At 64.6% G+C, this 20360-nt stretch carries 19 protein-coding genes; 9 read left to right on the forward strand and 10 right to left on the reverse strand.

The annotated features are described in order from the left end of the window. The first annotated feature begins 9 nt into the window (after positions 1–9). From FJ972_RS10950 to FJ972_RS10960, 3 genes are all read left to right on the forward strand, one after another. Entirely contained in the window at positions 10–561 is a 552-nt protein-coding gene (locus FJ972_RS10950; protein ID WP_140524861.1) for a DUF4142 domain-containing protein, read from the forward strand. Positions 562–855: 294 nt separating this feature from the next. Next, entirely contained in the window at positions 856–1320 is a 465-nt protein-coding gene (locus tag FJ972_RS10955; RefSeq protein ID WP_140524860.1) for a cupin domain-containing protein, read from the forward strand. Between the two features lie 143 nt (positions 1321–1463). After that, entirely contained in the window at positions 1464–1856 is a 393-nt protein-coding gene (locus tag FJ972_RS10960; RefSeq protein WP_140524859.1) for a Rid family hydrolase, read from the forward strand. 292 nt (positions 1857–2148) lie between these two features. On the opposite strand, the gene carB is transcribed toward FJ972_RS10960, so the two are convergent. The 4 genes from carB to FJ972_RS10980 all read right to left on the reverse strand — a co-directional run bounded on the left by carB (position 2149) and on the right by FJ972_RS10980 (position 8222). Then, a complete protein-coding gene (gene carB, locus FJ972_RS10965) occupies positions 2149–5652 on the reverse strand; it encodes a carbamoyl-phosphate synthase large subunit (protein WP_140524858.1) in 3504 nt (1167 codons plus the stop codon). A 280-nt stretch (positions 5653–5932) separates the two neighbouring features. Further along, the gene (locus FJ972_RS10970; protein ID WP_140524857.1) at positions 5933–6766 is read right to left on the reverse strand and encodes an SH3 domain-containing protein; all 834 of its coding nucleotides are present in this window, start codon (positions 6764–6766) and stop codon (positions 5933–5935) included. Between the two features lie 270 nt (positions 6767–7036). After that, positions 7037–7795 carry a metallophosphoesterase family protein gene (locus FJ972_RS10975; protein WP_140524856.1) on the reverse strand — a complete coding sequence of 253 codons (759 nt, stop codon included), beginning with the start codon at positions 7793–7795 and terminating at the stop codon, positions 7037–7039. A gap of 70 nt (positions 7796–7865) precedes the next feature. After that, complete coding sequence (locus FJ972_RS10980) at positions 7866–8222, reverse strand: ArsR/SmtB family transcription factor (RefSeq protein WP_140495932.1); 357 nt, start codon at positions 8220–8222, stop codon at positions 7866–7868. Between the two features lie 194 nt (positions 8223–8416). On the opposite strand from FJ972_RS10980, the gene FJ972_RS10985 reads away from it, so the two are divergent. Further along, the gene (locus FJ972_RS10985; protein WP_140516769.1) at positions 8417–9595 is read left to right on the forward strand and encodes an MFS transporter; all 1179 of its coding nucleotides are present in this window, start codon (positions 8417–8419) and stop codon (positions 9593–9595) included. Positions 9596–9636: 41 nt separating this feature from the next. On the opposite strand, the gene FJ972_RS10990 is transcribed toward FJ972_RS10985, so the two are convergent. After that, positions 9637–10101 (reverse strand): MarR family winged helix-turn-helix transcriptional regulator, encoded by a 465-nt coding sequence (locus tag FJ972_RS10990; protein ID WP_140524855.1) that lies wholly within the window; start codon positions 10099–10101, stop codon positions 9637–9639. Between the two features lie 192 nt (positions 10102–10293). On the opposite strand from FJ972_RS10990, the gene FJ972_RS10995 reads away from it, so the two are divergent. Continuing rightward, positions 10294–11088 (forward strand): SDR family NAD(P)-dependent oxidoreductase, encoded by a 795-nt coding sequence (locus FJ972_RS10995; RefSeq protein WP_140524854.1) that lies wholly within the window; start codon positions 10294–10296, stop codon positions 11086–11088. Positions 11089–11150: 62 nt separating this feature from the next. Here the strand turns inward: FJ972_RS10995 and FJ972_RS11000 are convergent, their stop codons facing one another. Continuing rightward, on the reverse strand, positions 11151–11750 hold the full coding sequence (locus tag FJ972_RS11000; RefSeq protein WP_140524853.1) for a LysE family translocator: 600 nt from the start codon (positions 11748–11750) through the stop codon (positions 11151–11153). A gap of 96 nt (positions 11751–11846) precedes the next feature. Here FJ972_RS11000 and FJ972_RS11005 point away from each other — a divergent pair, with 96 nt between their 5' ends. Continuing rightward, positions 11847–12716, forward strand: a complete 870-nt coding sequence (locus FJ972_RS11005; protein WP_140524953.1) for a LysR substrate-binding domain-containing protein — start codon at positions 11847–11849, stop codon at positions 12714–12716. Positions 12717–12777: 61 nt separating this feature from the next. Here FJ972_RS11005 and FJ972_RS11010 read toward each other — a convergent pair whose 3' ends face one another. From FJ972_RS11010 to FJ972_RS11020, 3 genes are all read right to left on the reverse strand, one after another. Continuing rightward, the gene (locus FJ972_RS11010; RefSeq protein WP_140524852.1) at positions 12778–13428 is read right to left on the reverse strand and encodes a dihydrofolate reductase family protein; all 651 of its coding nucleotides are present in this window, start codon (positions 13426–13428) and stop codon (positions 12778–12780) included. Positions 13429–13530: 102 nt separating this feature from the next. Continuing rightward, positions 13531–14373: a protein-L-isoaspartate O-methyltransferase family protein gene (locus FJ972_RS11015; RefSeq protein ID WP_181167698.1), complete on the reverse strand. Its 843-nt coding sequence runs from the start codon at positions 14371–14373 to the stop codon at positions 13531–13533. 46 nt (positions 14374–14419) lie between these two features. Further along, positions 14420–15784 carry an Nramp family divalent metal transporter gene (locus FJ972_RS11020; protein ID WP_140524851.1) on the reverse strand — a complete coding sequence of 455 codons (1365 nt, stop codon included), beginning with the start codon at positions 15782–15784 and terminating at the stop codon, positions 14420–14422. 232 nt (positions 15785–16016) lie between these two features. Between FJ972_RS11020 and mntR the strand changes: the two genes are divergently transcribed. From mntR to FJ972_RS11035, 3 genes are all read left to right on the forward strand, one after another. Next, positions 16017–16466 (forward strand): manganese-binding transcriptional regulator MntR, encoded by a 450-nt coding sequence (gene mntR, locus FJ972_RS11025; RefSeq protein ID WP_181165236.1) that lies wholly within the window; start codon positions 16017–16019, stop codon positions 16464–16466. A 205-nt stretch (positions 16467–16671) separates the two neighbouring features. Beyond that, a complete protein-coding gene (locus FJ972_RS11030; protein WP_140524850.1) occupies positions 16672–17604 on the forward strand; it encodes a neutral zinc metallopeptidase in 933 nt (310 codons plus the stop codon). A 157-nt stretch (positions 17605–17761) separates the two neighbouring features. After that, positions 17762–19027 carry a TCR/Tet family MFS transporter gene (locus tag FJ972_RS11035; RefSeq protein WP_140524849.1) on the forward strand — a complete coding sequence of 422 codons (1266 nt, stop codon included), beginning with the start codon at positions 17762–17764 and terminating at the stop codon, positions 19025–19027. A 13-nt stretch (positions 19028–19040) separates the two neighbouring features. Here the strand turns inward: FJ972_RS11035 and carA are convergent, their stop codons facing one another. After that, positions 19041–20252, reverse strand: a complete 1212-nt coding sequence (gene carA / locus FJ972_RS11040) for a glutamine-hydrolyzing carbamoyl-phosphate synthase small subunit (RefSeq protein WP_140524848.1) — start codon at positions 20250–20252, stop codon at positions 19041–19043. Positions 20253–20360 lie beyond the last annotated feature (108 nt).

Consider the following 20360-nt stretch of genomic DNA (forward strand, 5'->3'; position numbering starts at 1 on the left):
AGATTGCAGATGAAAACGCTTCTAACCATGACCGCCGCGGCCTTGCTCGCCGCCGCGCCCGCCGCGCTTGCCCAATCCACCGCCCAAACGACGCCGTTGGCAGCCGACAGCAAGGTCGACACGCAGACCTTCATCAAGACGGTGCCCGGCGCCAACGAGTTCGAGATCCAGTCGAGCAAGCTCGCCGAGCAGAAATCGGCGTCGGCCGACGTCAAGGCCTTCGCCAAACAGATGATCAAGGATCACACCAAGGCCGGCGAGGACTTCAAGGCGGCACTCGCGCAGGGCCAGACCACCGCCTCGACCAAGCCGGCCGGCCCGGCGCTTCAGCCGAAAGAACAGGGCCAGCTCGACGAACTCAAGGCCACCAGCGGCAAGGACTTCGACACCAAATACATCATGATGCAGACAGCAGCTCACAAGGACGCCGTCGCGCTCTTCAGCACCTATGCCCAATCGGGCGACGATCCGGCGATGAAGGAATTCGCCAAGAAGACGCTGCCGACGCTGAAGATGCACGAGAAGCACGTGAAGGAACTGGGCGCGGCGCATCAGGGGTGAGGGCGGTCGAGAGGGAGCTGAACCGCAGACGACAGCACTCTACGGCGCCCCCCTCTGTCCTGCCGGACATCTCCCCCACAGGTGGGGAGATTGGCTGTCGCGAATGCTTTCGCTAATCTTCAGCGCTGGAAGAAAGAGCGCCGTCGCCGAAGCTGCCAATCTCCCCCCTCGTGGGGGAGATGTCCGGCAGGACAGAGGGGGGCGCCGTAGGGCGCGACGGCTCACATCTCGCAACAGGGTTCTTCCCATGCCTGCGTGGGACTACAGTGCCGCACCACCACCCCGAGAGCACCCATGCCCAAACTCGACCTCGCATCGCTGCCCGTCCGCAAGGGCTCGGGCTATCCCGCGCCCTTCGACGCCCCTTGCGCCGGCCGCACGCGCCGCCGGCTTGGCGATGCCGGCGGCCTCACCGATTTCGGCGTCAACCTGATGACGCTGCCGCCCGGCGGCTGGTCAAGCCAGCGTCACTGGCACAGCCATGAGGACGAGTTCGTCTATGTGCTGGAAGGCGAGTTGACGCTGGTCGAGGATGGCGGGGAGTCGCTGCTCAGCGCCGGCGACTGCGCCACCTTCGCCAAGAACAGCGGCAATGGTCACCATTTGATCAACCGCTCGTCCACGACGGCGCTTTACCTCGAGGTCGGCTCGCGCAACCCGGACGATGTCATCACCTGCTCCGACATCGACATGATGAGCCCGAGTTCGGACGGCCGCTTCCTGCACAAGGACGGCACGCCCTATCCGGGGCAAGGGTGAGGGCTGGACAACGCGTCGGCGCCAGAGGGAGCGCCCTACGAGATTTCGCAGGCGAGGGACGAGTTCCGGCTCTGGACTGCGGGTCGGCGCTGGCGTTCCCCGGCCGGCACTATAAGCTCCCCCCAAACCCAGGGAGCACCACTGTGAAAAAGGAAGTCATCGAAGTGCCCGTCATGTCGGACAAGGTGCGGGCGCTCGGCGTGCCCTGTTCGACGGCGGTGAGGGCCAACGGCTTCGTGTTCATCTCGGCGACACCGCCGGTGGACATGGTGACCGGCGAGATGGTGCGGGGCGACATCGAGGTGCAGACCGAGGCGTCGCTGAAGGCGCTGAAACACTGCCTGGAAGCGGCCGGCACCTCGCTGGACAATGTCGTGATGGTGCGCATCTACGCCGTCAATTCCGGCTTCTACAACGCGATCAACCGGGTCTATGCCAGGTATTTCTCGACCAACCCGCCGGCGCGGAGCTTTGTGCCGGTGGCTTCTTGGCCGATGGAGTTTGACATCGAGATTGAGTGTGTGGCGGTGGGGTGAGCAGGCTCCAATGGCCTGCATCCAAGTGAAGAGTAACCCCACTCCTCTCGCCAAGGGGGAGAAGTTTTCTCTGTCGCAGATACAGCAGATTCTAGATACGTTCGGTCAATGGTCGAAGCAAATTGAAGGTGTTTCTAAAACGAACCGGAATAAAAAGAGCCTAACGTTTCCAAAGAATAGTGTCGATTCGTCTGCCGACTATTTGATAGCGCTTAAGAATCCGAGGAGAAAGTGACCTTTGATTTCCCGTGGGAGTCATCGTCTCGGAATTTTTTACTGATTGGCTGTCGCCTTAAGCAAAATACTCCTGCAGCGGCCTGACCTCCAAACTCCCCGCCTTCAACGCCGCGATCGCCTCGGCCACTGCCGCCGCACCCGACAGAGTCGTGTAATACGGCACCTTCTGCATCAGCGTCGCTCGCCGCAACGACTTCGAGTCCGACACCGCCTTCTGGCCATCCGTGGTGTTGAAGACGATCTGCACCTGGCGGTTGCGGATGGCGTCTTCGATGTGGGGGCGGCCTTCGAGCACCTTGTTTATCTTCTCGGCGACGACGCCGTTTTCGGCGAGGAAGCGGGCGGTGCCTGACGTGGCCATCACCTTGAAGCCGAGGCCGGCGAGGCGCTTGACCGCCGGCAATATGCCCTTCTTGTCCTCGTCGCGTACCGAGACGAACAAAGTGCCCGAGCGGGGCAGGTCGACGCCTGCGCCCAACTGGCTCTTGGCGAAGGCAAGGGCAAAATCGCGGTCGAGGCCCATGACCTCGCCTGTCGAGCGCATTTCCGGGCCGAGCAGGATGTCGACGCCGGGGAAACGGGCGAAGGGGAAGACGGCTTCCTTGACCGCGATGTGGCCGGGATTGCGAGGGTCGGGCATGGCGCCGTAATGGGCGAAGGCGTCTTCCAGGCTCTCGCCGGCCATGATGCGGGCGGCGATCTTGGCAATGGGGCGGCCGATGGTCTTGGCGACGAAGGGCACGGTGCGGGATGCGCGCGGGTTGACCTCCAGCACATAGACCGTGCCGTCCTTGATCGCGTACTGCACGTTCATCAACCCGCCGACATTGAGCGCGCGGGCAAGGGCTGCCGTCTGGCGCTCCAACTCGTCGACCAGCTCCGCAGGCAGCGAGTGGACGGGGAGCGAGCAGGCCGAGTCGCCCGAATGGATGCCGGCCTCCTCGATATGCTCGAGAATGCCAGAGACAAAGGTCGCCTTGCCGTCGCAGAGGCAGTCGACATCGACCTCGATGGCGTCACTGAGATAGGTGTCGAACAGCAGCGGGTTCTTGCCCAGCAGCGTGTTGATCTGGCCGGTCTTGTCGTTGGGGTATTTCTGCTTGATGTCCTCCGGCACCAGGCCGGGCACGGTGTCGAGCAGGTAGGATTGCAGCATGCCCTCGTCATGGATGATCTGCATGGCGCGGCCGCCCAGCACATAGGAGGGGCGCACCACCAGGGGGAAGCCGAGCTCGCCGGCGACGAGGCGGGCCTGCTCGACCGAATAGGCGATGCCGTTCTTCGGCTGGCTGAGGTTGAGCTTGTGCAGCAGCTTCTGAAAGCGGTCGCGGTCCTCCGCCAGGTCGATCATGTCGGGCGAGGTGCCGAGGATCGGGATGCCGGCCTTCTCCAGTGCGTCGGCGAGCTTCAGCGGCGTCTGGCCGCCGAACTGGACGATGACGCCGACCAGCTCGCCCGACGCCTGCTCGGCGCGCAGGATCTCCAGCACGTCCTCCGCCGTCAGCGGATCGAAATAGAGCCGGTCCGAGGTGTCGTAGTCGGTCGACACGGTCTCGGGGTTGCAGTTGATCATGATCGCTTCATAGCCGGCGTCGCGCAGCGCAAACGCGGCATGGCAGCAGCAATAGTCGAATTCGATGCCCTGGCCGATGCGGTTCGGACCGCCGCCGAGGATAACCACCTTCTTGCGCGACGACACCTGCGCCTCGTTGGCGAGCGCGCCGGCGAAGGGCACTTCATAAGTGGAGTACATGTAGGCGGTGGGCGACGCGAACTCGGCCGCACAGGTGTCGATGCGCTTATAAACCGGATGAACGTCGAGCTTTTCACGAATCTTCTGAACGACTTCCACGTCGCTCTTCGTCAATGAGGCGAGGCGGGCGTCCGAAAAACCCATGGCCTTCAGCATGCGCAGATTGGCGGCATCCTCAGGCAGGCCGTGCTCGCGGATGCGGGATTCCATGGCGAGGATGCCCGCGATCTGCTCGAGGAACCACGGGTCGATCTTGCACATTGCGTGCACGTCTTCGAGCGAGGTGCCCATGCGGATCGCCTGCGCCACCATGCGCAGCCGGTCGGGGGTGGGGGTGCCAAGGGCGGCGCGGATGGCGTTGCGGTCGTCGACATGGCTGGCGGGCGTAGTCCCATGGCCAAGGCCGGGAATCTCGATCTCGTCGAGGCCGGTGAGGCCCGTCTCCAGCCCGCGCAGCGCCTTCTGCAAGGATTCCTGGAAGGTGCGGCCGATAGCCATGACTTCGCCGACCGACTTCATCGCGGTGGTCAGCACCGGCTCCGCGCCGGGGAATTTCTCGAATGCAAACCGCGGGATCTTGGTGACGACGTAGTCGATAGACGGTTCGAACGAGGCGGGTGTCGCGCCGCCGGTGATATCGTTCTCCAGCTCGTCCAGGGTGTAGCCGACGGCAAGCTTAGCGGCGATCTTGGCGATGGGGAAACCGGTCGCCTTGGAGGCCAGCGCCGAGGAGCGGGAGACGCGCGGGTTCATCTCGATGACCACGAGGCGGCCGTCGGCCGGGTTGACGGCGAACTGCACGTTGGAGCCGCCGGTCTCGACGCCGATCTCGCGCAGCACCGCGATCGAGGCGTTGCGCATCATCTGGTATTCCTTGTCGGTTAAGGTCAGCGCCGGCGCGACGGTGATGCTGTCGCCCGTGTGCACGCCCATCGGATCGATGTTCTCGATGGAGCAGACGATGATGCAATTGTCCGCTCTGTCGCGGACGACCTCCATCTCGTATTCCTTCCAGCCGAGCACGCTTTCCTCGATCAGCACTTCGGTGGTCGGCGAGGCGTCGAGGCCGGACTGGACGATGTCGAAGAATTCGGCCCTGTTGTAGGCGATGCCGCCGCCGGTCCCGCCCATGGTGAAGGAGGGGCGGATGATGGCGGGCAGGCCGACATGGTCGAGCGCCTGGGCGGCGATCGCCATGGCGTGGCTGATGTAGCGCTGCTTGCGGTCGCCTTCGCCGAGGTTCCAGCTTGTCTCCAGCGCGTCGAGCGCGGCGTCGAGGTTGTCGGGCTTTTCGGCCTTCAGTGCCGCGCGCTCGGCCTCATGCGTCTTGCGGTCGGCGTTCTTGACGTCGGTGGCGTTGGCCAGCATCGACTTCGGCGTTTCCAGGCCGATCTTCTTCATCGCCTCGCGGAACAGCGCCCGGTCCTCGGCCTTGTCGATGGCCGTGGCGTCGGCGCCGATCATCTCGACATTATAGCGCTCCAGCACGCCCATGCGGCGCAGCGAGAGCGCGGTGTTGAGCGCGGTCTGGCCGCCCATGGTCGGCAGCAGCGCGTCGGGTCGCTCCTTGGCGATGATCTTGGCCACGACTTCGGGGGTGATCGGCTCGATATAGGTGGCGTCGGCCAGTTCCGGGTCGGTCATGATGGTGGCCGGGTTGGAATTGACCAGGATGACGCGGAAACCCTCTTCCTTCAGCGCCTTGCAGGCCTGCGTGCCGGAATAGTCGAATTCGCAGGCCTGGCCGATGACGATGGGGCCGGCCCCGATGATCAGGATCGACTTGATGTCGGTGCGTCTTGGCATCTTTATGAATTCCGTTCGGCGAGCGGCTTGCACGAAAAACCGGGACGGGAGACCCGGCCGGTTGTGCTTGCGATTCTGGTATCAGGCTAGGAGGGCCTTATAGGGAAGAGTTTTGCCTGATGTAACCCCGAAAATGAGGGCAGTAGGGCAGTAGGGCAGTAGGGCAGTAGGGCAGTAGGGCAGTAGGGCAGTAGGGCAGTAGGGCAGTAGGGCAGTAGGGCAGTCACTCCAGGCACTTCACATATTGCCTTACTGCCCTACTGCCCTATTGCCTTCCAAACTAATCCCCAAACGCCACCGCGTCCGTAATCTCCAATCGCTCCGAGATGCCGACGCGGATCATGCTGAGGCTGCCTTCGCGGGTGAAGCGGAAATCGCTGTCGCCGTCGGAACCTGCGGGCAGGCCGCCGTAGAAGGAGATGACGCGGCTGCCGCCGTCCGGCCAGGTCACGGTGACGTCGGCCTTGTCGCTGCCCTTGTGCTCGACGCTTGCCGCGCAAAGGGTCATCGGCTGGCCAACATTGCGCGCACAGGGAATTTCAATGGCGGCGCCTCCGGCGCTGGCCTCCGCCTGAGGCGGATTCTCCCCAGTGGGCGGCGGTTCATTCGCCACCAGCGCCAGGCCGTAAGCATCCTGCATGGCAACTGCCGCCGCGGATTTCGGCGTGGTTGCAGCCGCGTTGTCGGCTCCGCCCAGCCTCGCCGTCAGGTCGGGCGGCAACGCGGGCGGCGGAGCGGCTGTCGGGCCGGCCGTTGCGTCGAGCGCCTGGCCTCCATCCGCCTGATCCGGATCGGGCGGCGAAGCCGGATTGACGGGGTTCAGGTAGCGGGCAGGGGTCCAGCCGCTGATTTTCGGGTTCTCGGCCTCGACCTTGCACCATTGCCGGCCGTCTACGTCGATGCAGCCGAGATTGTTCACGCTGGCGCCGTTGGCCAGCCGCGCCTCGGTCTTGCCGATCGGCGACGGATGGGCGCGGACGTTGAGGAGATCGTCGGGAGCGAGGCCGGTGACGATGGAGATGAACGGCCCATCCTCGGCATGGGCCACCGTCAGAAGCACAGGAGCGGCGATCAGCGCGAAGAGCGTCGTTCGGAGCGTAGACCAGCGCTTCATCACTTCGCCGTGGCCGATAGATTGCATTACCAAAGGCACCGCCAGATACGAAACGCCGCCACACGCGAAGCCGATTTTATAGGCGACGACGCTGCGCCCTGTCCAGAAGCGAGATTTTCTTCCGGCAGAGACGGAGCTGCGTGAAGGGGATCATCGGGAGCGAGGAGCGAGTTCAGCCGGGCATGCGCTTGCTCGCGGCATGAATGCAAAGAGCATTCAGCCGGGCACGAATGCGAAGAGCATTCAGCCGGGCACGAATGCAAAAAGCATTCAGCCGGGCATGAAGCCGGTTCGCAGCGCATGGGCCCATTCGGGCCGTCCCGCCTGTTCGGCCTGGCTGGCGGCCGCCTCGTGATCGTAGTCGACGGCGATGGCCTCGAAACGGTCGGGTCGGCCGGGCTCGTCTGAAGTGACGATGCCGTAGCGCGCATGCGGCGCGCCCTGCTCGGAGAAATGCGCCGGCGGCGTCGAGTCTTCATAGGCGGGACAGCCGACGCTGCCCGGGTTGAAGATCACCGGACCGCCGGGCAAGCGGATCAGTTCGGCCCGGTGGCTATGGCCGCACAGGGCCAGGCGGCAGGCCGGATCGAGCGCCTTCAACCGCCGCCGGATCGCCGCCAGCGGCGCGCGCACCAGCCGGCCCTCGGTGATCGTATCGAGCAGGTACTTCTCGTCGTGATCGGGCCTGGCATGGAAAGCGATCACGCCGGGCGCGATCTCCAGCGTCAGAGGCTGGGCGAACAGCACCTCGCGCTGCGCCCCCGTCAGTCGTTCCTGCGCGTAGATGTCGGAGGCCCACATGGTCTCATCGGCCGGATCGGCGGCGACGCGGCGGTCATGGTTGCCGCGCACGGTCGGCAGGTCCAGCGCTTCCAGCCGCGCGAACGTCTCGCGCGGCCAGAGCGGACCCGAAACGCTGTCGCCGAGATTGACCGTGATGTCCGCGCCGCCGCGCCGCTCGAGGTCGGCGAGCACGGCGTCAAGCGCCAGCACATTGCCGTGGATATCGGCGAGGACAGCAATGCGCATGGGAACTCCGGTTGTGAGGCAGCGTTTCCTCTCCCCACTACCGTGGGGGCGAGAACCCAGATCCCGCGAGTCAGGCCGTCACTTCGATATCATGGCCGCCGACCGCCGGCAGCGCCGGATCGTCGCCTGCGGCGGCAATAATGCTGTCGAGCAGGCCGGGGAAGCGGGCATCGAGATCGGCGCGGCGCAGCGTAATCATGCGGTTGGTGCCGGCCACTTCTGCGCGGGTCACGCCGGCCTCGCGCAGCTTTGCCAGGTGGTAGCTCAGATTGGTCTTCGAGGCGAGATCGAGGAATTTGCTGCAGTTTAGCGGCACGCCTTCCTTGCTGGCGAGATAACGCACGATCGCCAGCCGCGTCGGGTCGCCGAGCACGGCGAGCACGATCGGCAGGCTGATCTGGTCCGTATTGGGATGTGGCAGGCTCATGGTTGCAACCTAAGCACAGTTCCGGCCGATTTCAACGCACCCGCTCCGCGTCTGCCGTGCACCCCGCTCTCCCTTTCACGACCGTGCTGACACAGGGCTGTCAGGATGGTTGTGCTATTTTTCCCTGGCTTCATTGACATCCTGCCGGGTTATGTCCAATTGTTCAATAACTTTTGAACTAAGGACACATCGCCATGGACAAGCGGATTTTCTGGCTTGCGCTCGGATCGTTTGCGATCTCGACCGAAGGCTTCGTCATCTCCAGCCTTCTGCCCGACATCGCCAGGGATGCCGGCATCTCCGTTCCGCTCGCCGGCACGCTGATCACCGCCTTCGCGCTCGCCTATGCGGTCGGCACGCCGATCCTGGCGACGCTGACCGGCGAATGGGACCGGCGCCGCGTCATCCTGTGGACGCTGGTGTTCTTCGTCATCGGCAATGTTGCCGCGGCCTTGAGTTCCTCCTTCGAAGTGCTGCTCGCCGCGCGCATCATCATGGCGCTGTCGTCTGGCCTGTTCGCGGCGACCGCGCAAGGCACGGCGGTGGCGCTGGTCGATGATCATCACCGGGCCCGCGCCATTGCCGTCGTCGTCGGCGGCACCACGGTGGCGGTGGCGGTGGGCGCCCCGCTCGGTGCGCTGGTCGCGGCGATAGCCGGCTGGCGCGGCACGTTCTATGCCATCGCAGGCCTCGGCGCGCTCGCCGGTGCCATCCTCTGGTACCGGCTGCCGCGCGGCATCATCGGCACCAAGCTGCCGCTGAAGCGTCGGCTGGCGGCGGCAATGCGTCCCGGCGTGATGCCGATCCTGGTGACGACCACACTTGCCCTCATCGGCGCCTTCACCGTGTTCAGCTTCATCGCGCCGCTGGCCATCGAAGCCAGCGGGCTCTCCCCGATAGCGCTGCCCGGCATGCTGCTCGCCTTCGGCGTCGGCGCCGTCATCGGCAACATCGCCGGCGGCCAGGCCGCAGACCGCTTCGGCGCTACGCGCACCGTCGGCTGGTCGCTGGCGCTGAGCGCTGCCATGCTCGTCACCTTCTCGCTGATCCCGGCCTTTCTGCCGCATCATCTCGCCGGGCCGGCGCTGATGGGCATGATGGTGCCATGGGGCATCGTCGGCTGGGCCTTCCCGCCGGCGCAGGCGAGCCGCATCATCAAGCTCGCCCCGGACGCTGCCCCGATCGTGCTGTCGCTCAACGCCTCCGCGCTCTACCTCGGCGTGGCGCTCGGCGCGGTGGTTGGCGGCGCCGTGCTGCGCTATGGCGGTCCGGCCGATCTGGGCCTCATCGCGGCCGTCTTCCCCGTCGTCGGGCTCGGCATCGTGCTGGCCGGCCGGATGCTGGCGCGGCCGGTCGCCATGCCGGCGGAGTAGAGGGCGCCAAGCTTTTCGTCGCTGGTTCTTTCGCGGCCGCTTCAACTGGAGGGAGCGGCCGCCGGCGTTTCGAGGTCCAGAGAGGCCACAGCATCCAGCGTCGCACGCAGCTTCGCGGCTTGCTCCGCGCCGATCATCTCCTCGAAGCGCTGCTGTGCGACACTCCACAGCTTGATCGCCTCTTCGAGTTTGGCCTGGCCGTGCGGCGTCAGCCGGACGCGCTTGACGCGGCGATCGTCCTTATCGGGGAAGGTTTCGACATAGCCGTCGCGGACCAGCGGCTTCAGCGTATGGCCGAGCGCCGAGAGATCCATGATCAGCGCCTCGGCAACGGTCCCCATCGCCGGTTCGCTGCTGGCACTGATCTGAAAGAGCAGGCCAAATTGCGTGCCTTTCAGCCCGGAAGGCGCAAGCGCGTCGTCGTAGAAGCGGCCGAGCCTGCGCGCGGTGCGCCGCAAGGTGGCATTGTTGCACCGGCTGAATCCCGGTTGCTGAAGATCGGTCATGTCAACTCCTCGCTGGCAAAGCCTGTGCCAGCCTGCCGCAGAAATAGTTTTCGCGGCCGCCGTTGACAAGATAGTGGCATATACCTACTTGGCCGAAAGTGGCATATGCCACCAATTGACGATCGAGAAGCTCGGCAGCCGGCGCATCCGTCGAAGCCGAACCAGAGCGAAGAGCGCGAAAGGAACAGGACAATGAGCAAGAATGAGAAGAAGGGCACCGCCGTCATCACCGGCGCTTCCTCCGGCATCGGCGCTGTCTATGCCGACCGGCTGGCGGGGCAGGGATATGATCTGGTGCTGGTGGCGCGCCGCGCCGACCGGCTCGAGGAATTGGCTGAAAGGCTGCGCTATGCCTATAGCCGCAAGGCCAGCGTGATCAGTGCCGATCTGGCCGACGACGATGATGTGCGGCGGGTGGAGCGGGCGGTATCGACGGATGACAGCGTCACGCTGTTGGTCAACAATGCCGGGCTTGGCGGTGCGCAGGTGGTTGCGACGGCGGACGCCGATGCGGCTGAACGCATGATCAAGGTCAATGTGATCGCCCTGACGCGGTTGACGCGTGCTGTGCTGCCGGGATTTCTCGCGCGCAACCGCGGCGCTATCGTCAACATCGCGTCGGTGCTGGCCTTCGACACCTCATTCGGCGGCATCTACAGCGGCACCAAGGCCTATGTCGTCAACTTCACCGAAGCCCTGCAGCGCGAGGTTGCCGGCACCCATGTCCAGGCGCAGGTGGTGCTGCCGGGGGCGACCCGGACCGATTTCTGGGAAGCCGCGGGAAGCGATATCGACCAGCTTCCGAAGGAAATCATCATGACTGCCGACGATATGGTCGATGCTGCCCTTGTCGGCCTGGCCAGGGGCGAAGCCGTCACCGTGCCCGCGCTTGCCGATACGGCCAAGCTGGACGCCTTCCTCGGCGCCCGGCAGACCTTCTACGGCAGCCTGCACGCCGACAAGCCAGCCGCACGCTACGCGGCTTGACAGGATTCGGGTTCCTCGCCTCGCCTTGCGGGGGCGAGGAACCCAGGTTCTGCAGGCCCATCTTACGCCTGCCGCCACATCGGAATGATCGATGCCGCCAGCACCAGGCCGAGCAGGATGTTGAGCGCGCGCCATTGCCGCTCGGTCTTCAGCAGCCGGGCGAGCAGCATGCCGGCCACACACCATAGCGACAGCGAGAAGGCGGCGGTGAGGCCGAAGGTGGAGCCGAGCAGCAGGGCCAGCCGCGCCGGCCCGTCGGCGAGTGCGGCGAAGGATGCCGCGGCTCCAAGCCCCATCGCCCAGCCCTTGGGGTTCATCCACTGAATGCCGGCACCGCCGAGAAAACTGTTCGGTTTGACCATCGTCAGGTCGAGCTTGGGCGCTCCCGCACGGCCGATCTTGAGCGCCAGCCAGACGAGGTAGAGTGAGCCGGCGATCTTCATGGCAAGCTGCAAGGACGGCATGGCGAGAAGCAGGCCGGCCAGCCCGGCGGCCGCCGCCCCGGTGACTGTGGCTAGGCCGGCCGCGCTGCCGACCACCAGCGGGATGGAGCGGCGAAAGCCGAACTGCGCGCCCGACGCCGTCGACAAGGTGGTGGCGATGCCGGGCGTGCTGGTCGCCACCAGGGCGAACAGGATCAGCGGGATGACGGGTTGGAGCATGCGGCGTCCTCTGTCGAAGGCCCCATGTTAAATGCAGCCGCATATCAGTAAATGCAATGTTTACGATGACAGGCATTAGCATCTATAATGCAGGACATGATCCGCAACCTCGATACGACGCTCATGCGCACCTTCGTCACCGTCGCCGACAAGGCCAGCATGACGGCGGCGGCCAATGCGCTGCACCTGACGCAAGGCGCCGTCAGCCAGCAAGTCCGGCGGCTGGAGGAGGCGCTCGGCCGCAGCCTGTTCGAGCGCGACCGGCGCGGCTTGCGGCTGACCTCTTCCGGCGAGCGGCTGTTCGGCAAGGCAAAGCGGCTGCTCAGCCTCAACGACGAGATCTGGGCCGAAATGGCTGCCAATGTCGTGGCCGGCCAGGTGCGGTTCGGCGTGCCTTACGACCTTGTCGGCACGACGCTGGCGCCGGTGCTGAAAGCCTATGCGCAAACCTATCCGCAGGTCGAGATATCGCTGGTCTGCGCCTCCTCACCGGAATTGGCCGCGGCGCTCGCGGCCGGCACTATCGACCTGGCGGTCATCGAGGAGCGGGTGGGGGCATCGGATGGCGAGTGCCTCGCCATCGATCGGCTGGTGTGGGTCGGCGCCAAGGGCGGTGTCGCGCGCGCCAAGCGCCCCCTACCGGTCTCGATGGTCGCCGACAGCTGCGCCTTCCGGCCGGTTGTGCTTTCGGCGCTCCACGAGCATGGGCTGGAATGGCGCACCGTGTTCGAGAACGGCAATATCGACGCGACGACCGCAACGGTGCGTTCCGATCTGGCCGTCACCACCTGGCTGGCCTCCACGGTGCCGGCCGATCTCGACATATTGCCGTCCGAGTCCGGCCTGCCGCCGCTGCCGAATTTCTCGATCAACCTGCATCTGCCGAGGCACGGCGTCGGCCCGGCGGCGCAAGCGTTCGCACGGCATATACGCGACGGGCTGGCGCGCCGGCCGCAGGCGGCTTGAGGGAATTTTCAGAACCTGGTTTCCTCTCCTCCACGTTCGTGGAGGAGAGGAAAAGAAGCGTTTACTTCCAGGTCCTGCGCCGCTCGAGCTCGGCGTCGGATGGCTCCCCCGTGACAAAGGAACCGGTCTTGATTTCGCCGGCGCGCTCGTAGGTCGCCATGATGACGCCGGTGCTGGAAGCCTGCGAGCGGGTCAGCTTGAAGGCGGCCGGCATCGCGTCATCGCCGAACAGCCGCTTGCCCTTGCCCAGCAACAGCGGGAAGATCATCAGCCGAATCTCGTCGATCAGCCCATTGGCGAGCAGGGTCTGGATCAGATTGGCCGATCCCTGGATGAGCAGGTCAGGTCCATCTTCCTGTTTGAGGCGGCGCAACGCCGGGACGATATCAGGCCCAAGCGATTGCGTGTTCTGCCAGGTGAGCGAATCCGGACGATGCGTCGCTACGTATTTGGTCGCAGGGTTGAAGGCATCCGCGATCGGATCTTTCTGATACGGCCAGTATGCGGCGAATATGTCGTAGGTTCTGCGGCCGAGCAACAGGGCGAAGGGTTTGGAGAATAGTTCATCCATTGCCGCGCCCGCCACTTCGTCAAAATAGTGGAACGTCCAGCCGCCGAACTTGAAGCCGCCGACGGGATCCTCCTCCGGGCCGCCCGGCGCCTGCATGACGCCGTCGAGGCTGACGAATGTCGCCGCTATGATCTTTCTCATGGGATGCTCCTCCTGTTTCGATCCACGCCGTCAGGGCCGGACTTCAGCCCAAGGACGGATGACTGGCTGGCCGTCCGACAGGGCGTGCCGAATTTCGGTTCGTCAGACCCGAGGCCGCGCATCGAGGCTGCGTGACGAAAACCAGACATGCTCAAAGATCGCGGTGGCGGTGCGGTCCGGCAACTTGTCCGCTGTCAGCCAGATCGAGCGGCTGCGCGCGGCCTGGTCGCGCGTCGGGATTTTTGCCGCGAGACTTGCAACCGACGCGCCGGAGCAAGGGATGAACCAGGAGCGCATGAAAGGGTCGCAGGCAAAACCGTTTTCGGTGCGGGTCACCAGAACGGCCAGGGGAACGCGCTCGGCCGGGCGCCACGGGAAGATCATGCGGCCGTCCGGCTTCAGCGCCTTGAGCCAGCCGGGTGGAGGTGCCGCGACGCCGGCATTGACATAGATGACGTCCGACGGCGGCAAATCCGATGTGACGGCATCGCCAGGAATGACAGTGACGTTCTCGTAGCCCGCAAGGTTTGCCTTTGCCCGCGAGGCAAGATCGGCGTCCAGTTCGAAGGCGGCAACGGTGCCGCCAGGTGAAACCAACCTGGCCAGCAAAGCCGTGTAGTAGCCGGTGCCGGCGCCGATGTGAGTGACAGCCTCGCCGGGCCTGGGCGCGAGTTTCCCGATCCACATGGCGTGCAGGAACGGCTCGCCATTGTTGATGCCCTTGTCGGCATCGAGCACCACCAGCACGTTCTGATAGATGAAGCGCGGGTCGGCGCTCGGGGTCTCGACCGCGCCTTGGCCGGCGACGATCGTCCATGGGCCAGGACCGAGAAACGCCTCGCGCGGCACGGCCGCGAACACCTCTTCAAGACGCGGATCGGCGGAACGCGCCTGGGCAGCCATCAGCTTGGCATAGAAGCTTCGGGATTGGGCTATCGTGGTCATGATCGACCGAGAAATAGCGCGGGCCGCGTCTTTGTCGCGGCCGATCTCAGCCGATCCCGAACAGCGTGTCGTAGAGCAGCTTGAAGTTGAGCACCAGGATGATGGCGGCGACCACCCAGGCGAGCGCCGCAACGCCGCGCGGGATGGCAAGGCTGCCCATCTTCTTCCTGTCAGAGACGAACTGGACCAGCGGGATTACCGCGAAGGGCAGTTGCATCGACAGGATCACCTGGCTGAACACCAGCAACTGGCCGGTGCCCTTTTCGCCGTAGAGCGCGGTGACGACCACCACGGGGATGATGGCGAGGCCGCGCGTCAGCAGGCGCCGCGCCCATTGCGGAATGCGCAGGCGCAGGAAGCCTTCCATGACGATCTGGCCGGCAAGCGTGGCGGTCACCGTCGAGTTCAGGCCGGAGGCGAGCAGCGCCACGGCAAACAGGATCGAGGCGATGCTCAGGCCGAGCAGCGGCGACAGCAGTTCGAAAGCCTGGCCAATCTCGGCGACGTCCTGGTGGCCGGTGTTGTGGAAGGCGACCGCCGACACGATCAGGATCGAGGCGTTGACGAACAGGGCCAGCATCAGGGCGATGGTCGAGTCCGTCGTTGCCCATTTGATGGCGTCGCGCTTGCCCTCGTCGGTGCGTTCATAGGCGCGGGTCTGCACGATTGAGGAGTGCAGATAGAGATTGTGCGGCATGACGGTGGCGCCGATGATGCCGATGGCGATGTAGAGCATCGCCGGATTGGTGACGATTTCGGATGACGGCACGAACATCGAATGCAGGATCGTGCCGGCCGGCGGCGCGGCGACGAAGATCTGGATGGCAAAGCAGCTGAAGATGATGATCAGAAGCGCGATGACGAAGGCTTCGAGATAGCGGAAGCCCTTGTTCATCAACAAAAGCACCAGGAAGGCGTCGAGCGCGGTGAGCATGGCGCCGCCGATCAGCGGAATGCCGAACAGGAGCTGCAGCGCGATCGCGGTGCCGATCACTTCGGCGAGGTCGCAGGCGATGATGGCGAGCTCGCAGGCGATCCACAGCACGAAGTTCACCGGACGCGGGTAGTAGGCGCGGCAGGCCTGGGCGAGGTCGCGGTCAGTGGCGATGCCGAGACGCGCGGCCAGCGCCTGCAGCAGGATCGCCATCAGGTTGGACAGCATGATGATGAACAGCAGCGTGTAGCCGAACTGGGCGCCGCCGGCGAGGTCTGTCGCCCAGTTGCCCGGGTCCATATAGCCGACCGAGACCATGTAGCCCGGCCCCATGAAGGCAAACAGGCGACGGAACCAGACGCCCGAATTCGGCACGGCGATCGAGGAATTGACCTCGCGCAGACTCGGCTGCTCGTCGCCTGGCCTGTCGAACCGCCACGCGGGTCTGGCTATGGCGGTGGCGTCGGTCTCGGACATGGCGAATTCCGCTTGATGCAATGGATGATGTCTCCTATCTATGTCGCGGCTCAACATTATGCAATATGCTATATTTCATTGATCATGCTTTTGTGATGTGATCGATCGTGCTCCGACGCGGCGGCGATGCGGTTGCGCCTGGGCCCGAATGCAAATAAACGCCAGGATTGTGGGGGCCCGTGCTATGAATGCGGGCCGATTCAATCTTCGGGCAGCCAAGGAGGAGCGCATATTGGCGCTGAAGAACAGACCGGTCCCGCGTGAGCCGCTGCCCGATGCCGATGTCCATTCGGAAGGGTTCCGGCAGACGCGCGAAGCGCGCCGCAGCGCGCTGGTCGAGGACTATGTCGAGTTGATCGCCGACCTGATCGAGGACGGCAACGAGGCTCGCCAGGTCGACATCGCGGCCAGGCTGGGGGTCGCCCAACCGACAGTGGCCAAGATGCTGACCAGGCTGTGTGCCGACGGGCTGGTCTCTAGAAAGCCTTATCGCGGCGTGTTCTTGACCGAAGCCGGTCGCAAGGTCGCGGAAGAGAGCCGCATTCGCCACCAGACGGTGGAGGCTTTTTTGCGTTCGCTCGGCGTCAGCGCCGAGACGGCGCGCATCGATGCCGAGGGCATAGAGCACCATGTCAGCGCCGAGACACTGGAAGCGTTCCGCAAGGCGATGACGGCGGGCTAGGGACTTTGCCAAGACGCCGGCCCCGTTTCGCCGGCGATACCATAGACATTCCACAGTCGCGGCCAGAGCAGCGGAGCCAACATGCCAGCACGGCCACGGCCGCGAAAAATGCTGTGACTTGGCGCAACCATTGAGATAATTGTTCATGAGGTGGAGCCGGCCTCGCGCCGGATCGACCAGTAAATTCGCAGCGCGGGGAGTTGCCATGCTCTGGAGAGGCCGTCGTCAGAGTGACAATGTCGAGGACCAGCGCAGCAGCGGCGGCGGCGGATTTGGTGGTGGCGGACCCGGCCAGTTCCGCATTCCGATCGGCGGCAGAAGCGGCGGCGGCATGTCGATCTCGACCATCATCATCCTCGTCGTGCTCTATTTCGGCCTGAAAGCCTTCGGCATCGATCCGATCCAGGTGCTGAGCGGCGGCGGTGGAGGCCTGCTGCCTGGCGGCGGCGAGATAACGGACAACAGCGGCAGCCAGGACGGCGGCACCGGTGCGCCGGCTTCCGACGAGATGAAGCAGTTCGTGGCAACCGTGCTGGCCGAGACCGAGGACACATGGACCGGCATTTTCAAGGCCAACGGACTGACCTATGAGGACCCTAAGCTGGTGCTGTTCAGCGGGCAGATCCGCTCGGCCTGCGGCTTCGCCTCGTCGGCGGCCGGACCGTTCTATTGCCCCGGCGACCACAAGGTCTATCTCGACATGACATTCTTCCAGCAGCTGGACCAGCAGTTCGGCGCCTCGGGCGAGTTCGCGCGGGCCTATGTGATCGCGCATGAGGTCGGCCATCACGTGCAGAATCTGACCGGCATCATGTCCAAATTCAACCAGATGCGGCAAAGCATGGGCGAGGCCGAAGCCAACCAGATGTCGGTGCGCGTCGAGCTTCAGGCCGACTGCTTCGCCGGCGTCTGGGCGCATTATACGGCGCAGAAGGGCATATTGGAGCAAGGCGATATGGAAAGCGCGCTCAATGCCGCCAGGCAGATCGGCGACGATACGCTGCAGAAGAAAATGCAGGGCTATGTAGTGCCGGAAAGCTTCAACCACGGCACGTCGGCGCAGCGGCAGACCTGGCTGGCGCGCGGCTACAAGAGCGGCAAGCTTTCCGACTGCGATACGTTCAACAACCCGATCTGAGCATCCGGTTCTTTCACGGGTGACCTGACGGCAAGGATGTCGTCAGGGGGTGTCAGGATGCGAACGTCCTGCTTGTTCCCTCATTGTTCCTGATGGCGGGCTCGCCTATAAGTGCCTCCGCCTGCGCGCCAGGCGCCGGGAAGGAGCAGACGAAACCATGATCGATCCCAAAACCGCCAAGCGGGGGCTTGCGCTCGTCTTCACGACGCTGCTCCTCGACATCATCGGATTCGGCATCATCATGCCGGTGCTGCCGGCCTATCTGCAAGAATTGACCGGCGTCGGCGTCTCGGAGGCGGCGATCGAGGGCGGATGGCTGTTCTTCGTCTATGCGGCCATGCAGTTCTTCTTCGCGCCCATCATGGGCGGGTTGAGCGACCGGTTCGGCCGGCGGCCGATCCTTCTCGCCTCCGTGCTGACGTTTTCCATCGACAATCTGATCTGCGCCATAGCCTGGTCCTACCCGATGCTGTTCATCGGGCGCGTGCTGGCCGGCATTTCAGGCGCCAGCTATTCGACCACATCAGCCTTCATCGCCGACATCTCGAACGATGAGAACCGGGCCAAGAATTTCGGCCTGCTCGGCATCGCCTTCGGCGTCGGCTTCGTCATCGGGCCGGTCCTTGGCGGGCTGCTCGGCACCTTCGGGCCGCGCGTGCCGTTTTATTTCGCCGCCGGACTTGCCTTTGTGAACTTCCTGATCGCGCTGTTCCTGCTGCCCGAAACGCTCGATGAAAAGCACCGCCGGCGCTTCGAGTGGAAGCGCGCCAACCCAGTCGGCACGCTTCTGCAGATGCGCCAATATCAAGGCATTGGCTGGATCGGGCTCGTCTTCTTCCTGATGACGCTCGGCCACATGATGTATCCGGCGGTCTGGTCGTTCGTCTCCAACTATCGCTATGGCTGGAACGAGCAGCAGATCGGTTTTTCGCTCGGCGCTTTCGGCCTGTGCGGAGCCATCGTCATGGCAACGGTGCTGCCACGCATCATTCCCAGGCTTGGCGAGTGGAGGACGGCGGTGATCGGTCTGGCGTTCACGGCGCTCAGTGCTTTCGGCTACGCCTTCGCGACGCAGGGTTGGATGATTTATGCGGTGATCGTCGTCGGCTGCCTGGAAGCGCTGGCCGACCCGCCGCTCAGGAGCCTCGCCGCCGCCAAGGTGCCGCCTTCGGCGCAGGGTGAATTACAAGGCGCGATGACGTCGATCTTCTCGATCACATCGATCGTCACGCCGCTGCTCTATACCGCGATCTTTTCCTGGTTCACCGGGCCAAGCGCGCCAGTGACCTTCGGCGGTGCGCCTTACCTGGTTGGCGCGGTTTTCCTAGTGCTGGCGCTCGTTGTCTTCGTTACGAAAGTGGCGAGGCCTGCGGCACTCGGAACCGTCACCAAAGGCGTCGCGGAAGATGGGGCACGAATATGAGGATCTGTCGGAACTAAGCCCGTTCGGCCAGCAGTTCCTCGCCGCGCTTTTCGCGGATCAGGTTGACGAAGCGGCGGAACAGATAATGCGAATCCTGCGGGCCGGGCGAGGCCTCGGGGTGGTGCTGGACCGAGAATACCGGCCGGCCTGTCAGCGCGATGCCGCAATTCGAGCCGTCGAACAGCGAGACATGGGTTTCCTCGACGCCTGACGGCAGCGAGTCGGCGTCGACGGCAAAGCCGTGGTTCATCGAGACGATCTCGACCTTGCCTGTAGTGTGGTCCTTGACCGGATGGTTGGCGCCGTGATGGCCCTGATGCATCTTGGCGGTCTTGCCGCCCAGCGCCAGCGCCAGCATCTGGTGGCCGAGGCAGATACCGAACACCGGAATCTCGGTCCTGAGCAGGTCCTGGATGACCGGCACGGCGTAGGCGCCGGTGGCTTCAGGGTCGCCGGGGCCGTTGGACAGGAAGATGCCGTCCGGCTGCATGGCGAGGATTTCCTCGGCGCCGGTCTTGGCCGGAACCACGGTCACCTTGGCACCAAGCCCCGCAAGCAGGCGCAGGATGTTGCGCTTGACGCCATAGTCGATGGCGACGACATGCATGGAGGGCTCGTCCTGTTCGCCAAAGCCCTCGTCCCACACCCAAGGCGTCTCGCGCCACACCGAGGACTGGCCTGACGTGACCTCCTTGGCGAGGTCGAGGCCGATCAGGCCGGACCACGCGGCGGCGCGGCGTTTCAGGTCGTCAAGATCGAAGACGCCGTCGGGCGCATGCGCGATAACGGCGTTGGGCATGCCCTTTTCGCGGATCAACGCGGTCAACGCGCGGGTGTCGATGCCCGAGAGGGCGACGATGCCGCGCTTCTTCAGCCATTGATCGAGATGGCCGGCAGCGCGGTAGTTGGAGGGATTGGTGACATCGGCCTTGAACACGGCGCCGACGGCACCGGCGCGAGCAGCCGGATTGAGGTCCTCGATGTCTTCGCCGTTGGTGCCGATATTACCGACATGCGGGAAGGTGAAGGTGACGATCTGGCCGGCATAGGACGGATCGGTCAGGATCTCCTGATAGCCGGCAAGCGCGGTGTTGAAGCAGACCTCGGCGACCGCCGAACCCGTTGCGCCGAGACCGCGACCCTCAATGACGGTGCCGTCGGCCAGCACCAGCAATGCCGTCGGTTTCTCGGTGGCCCAAGCGGGGGTGGACGCGGTGTCGGCCATGGCGGCACTCCTATCAGGCCGCGCGCTTCAAACAGGCCCGGCGGGCTATTTGCGCGGCAAACGGCGCGGAGCGGCGAATTCGCTGCCTCCACGCACTCAAGCTTCAGT

Origin of the sequence: Mesorhizobium sp. B2-1-1 (assembly GCF_006442975.2) — a bacterium.
GTDB lineage: Bacteria > Pseudomonadota > Alphaproteobacteria > Rhizobiales > Rhizobiaceae > Mesorhizobium.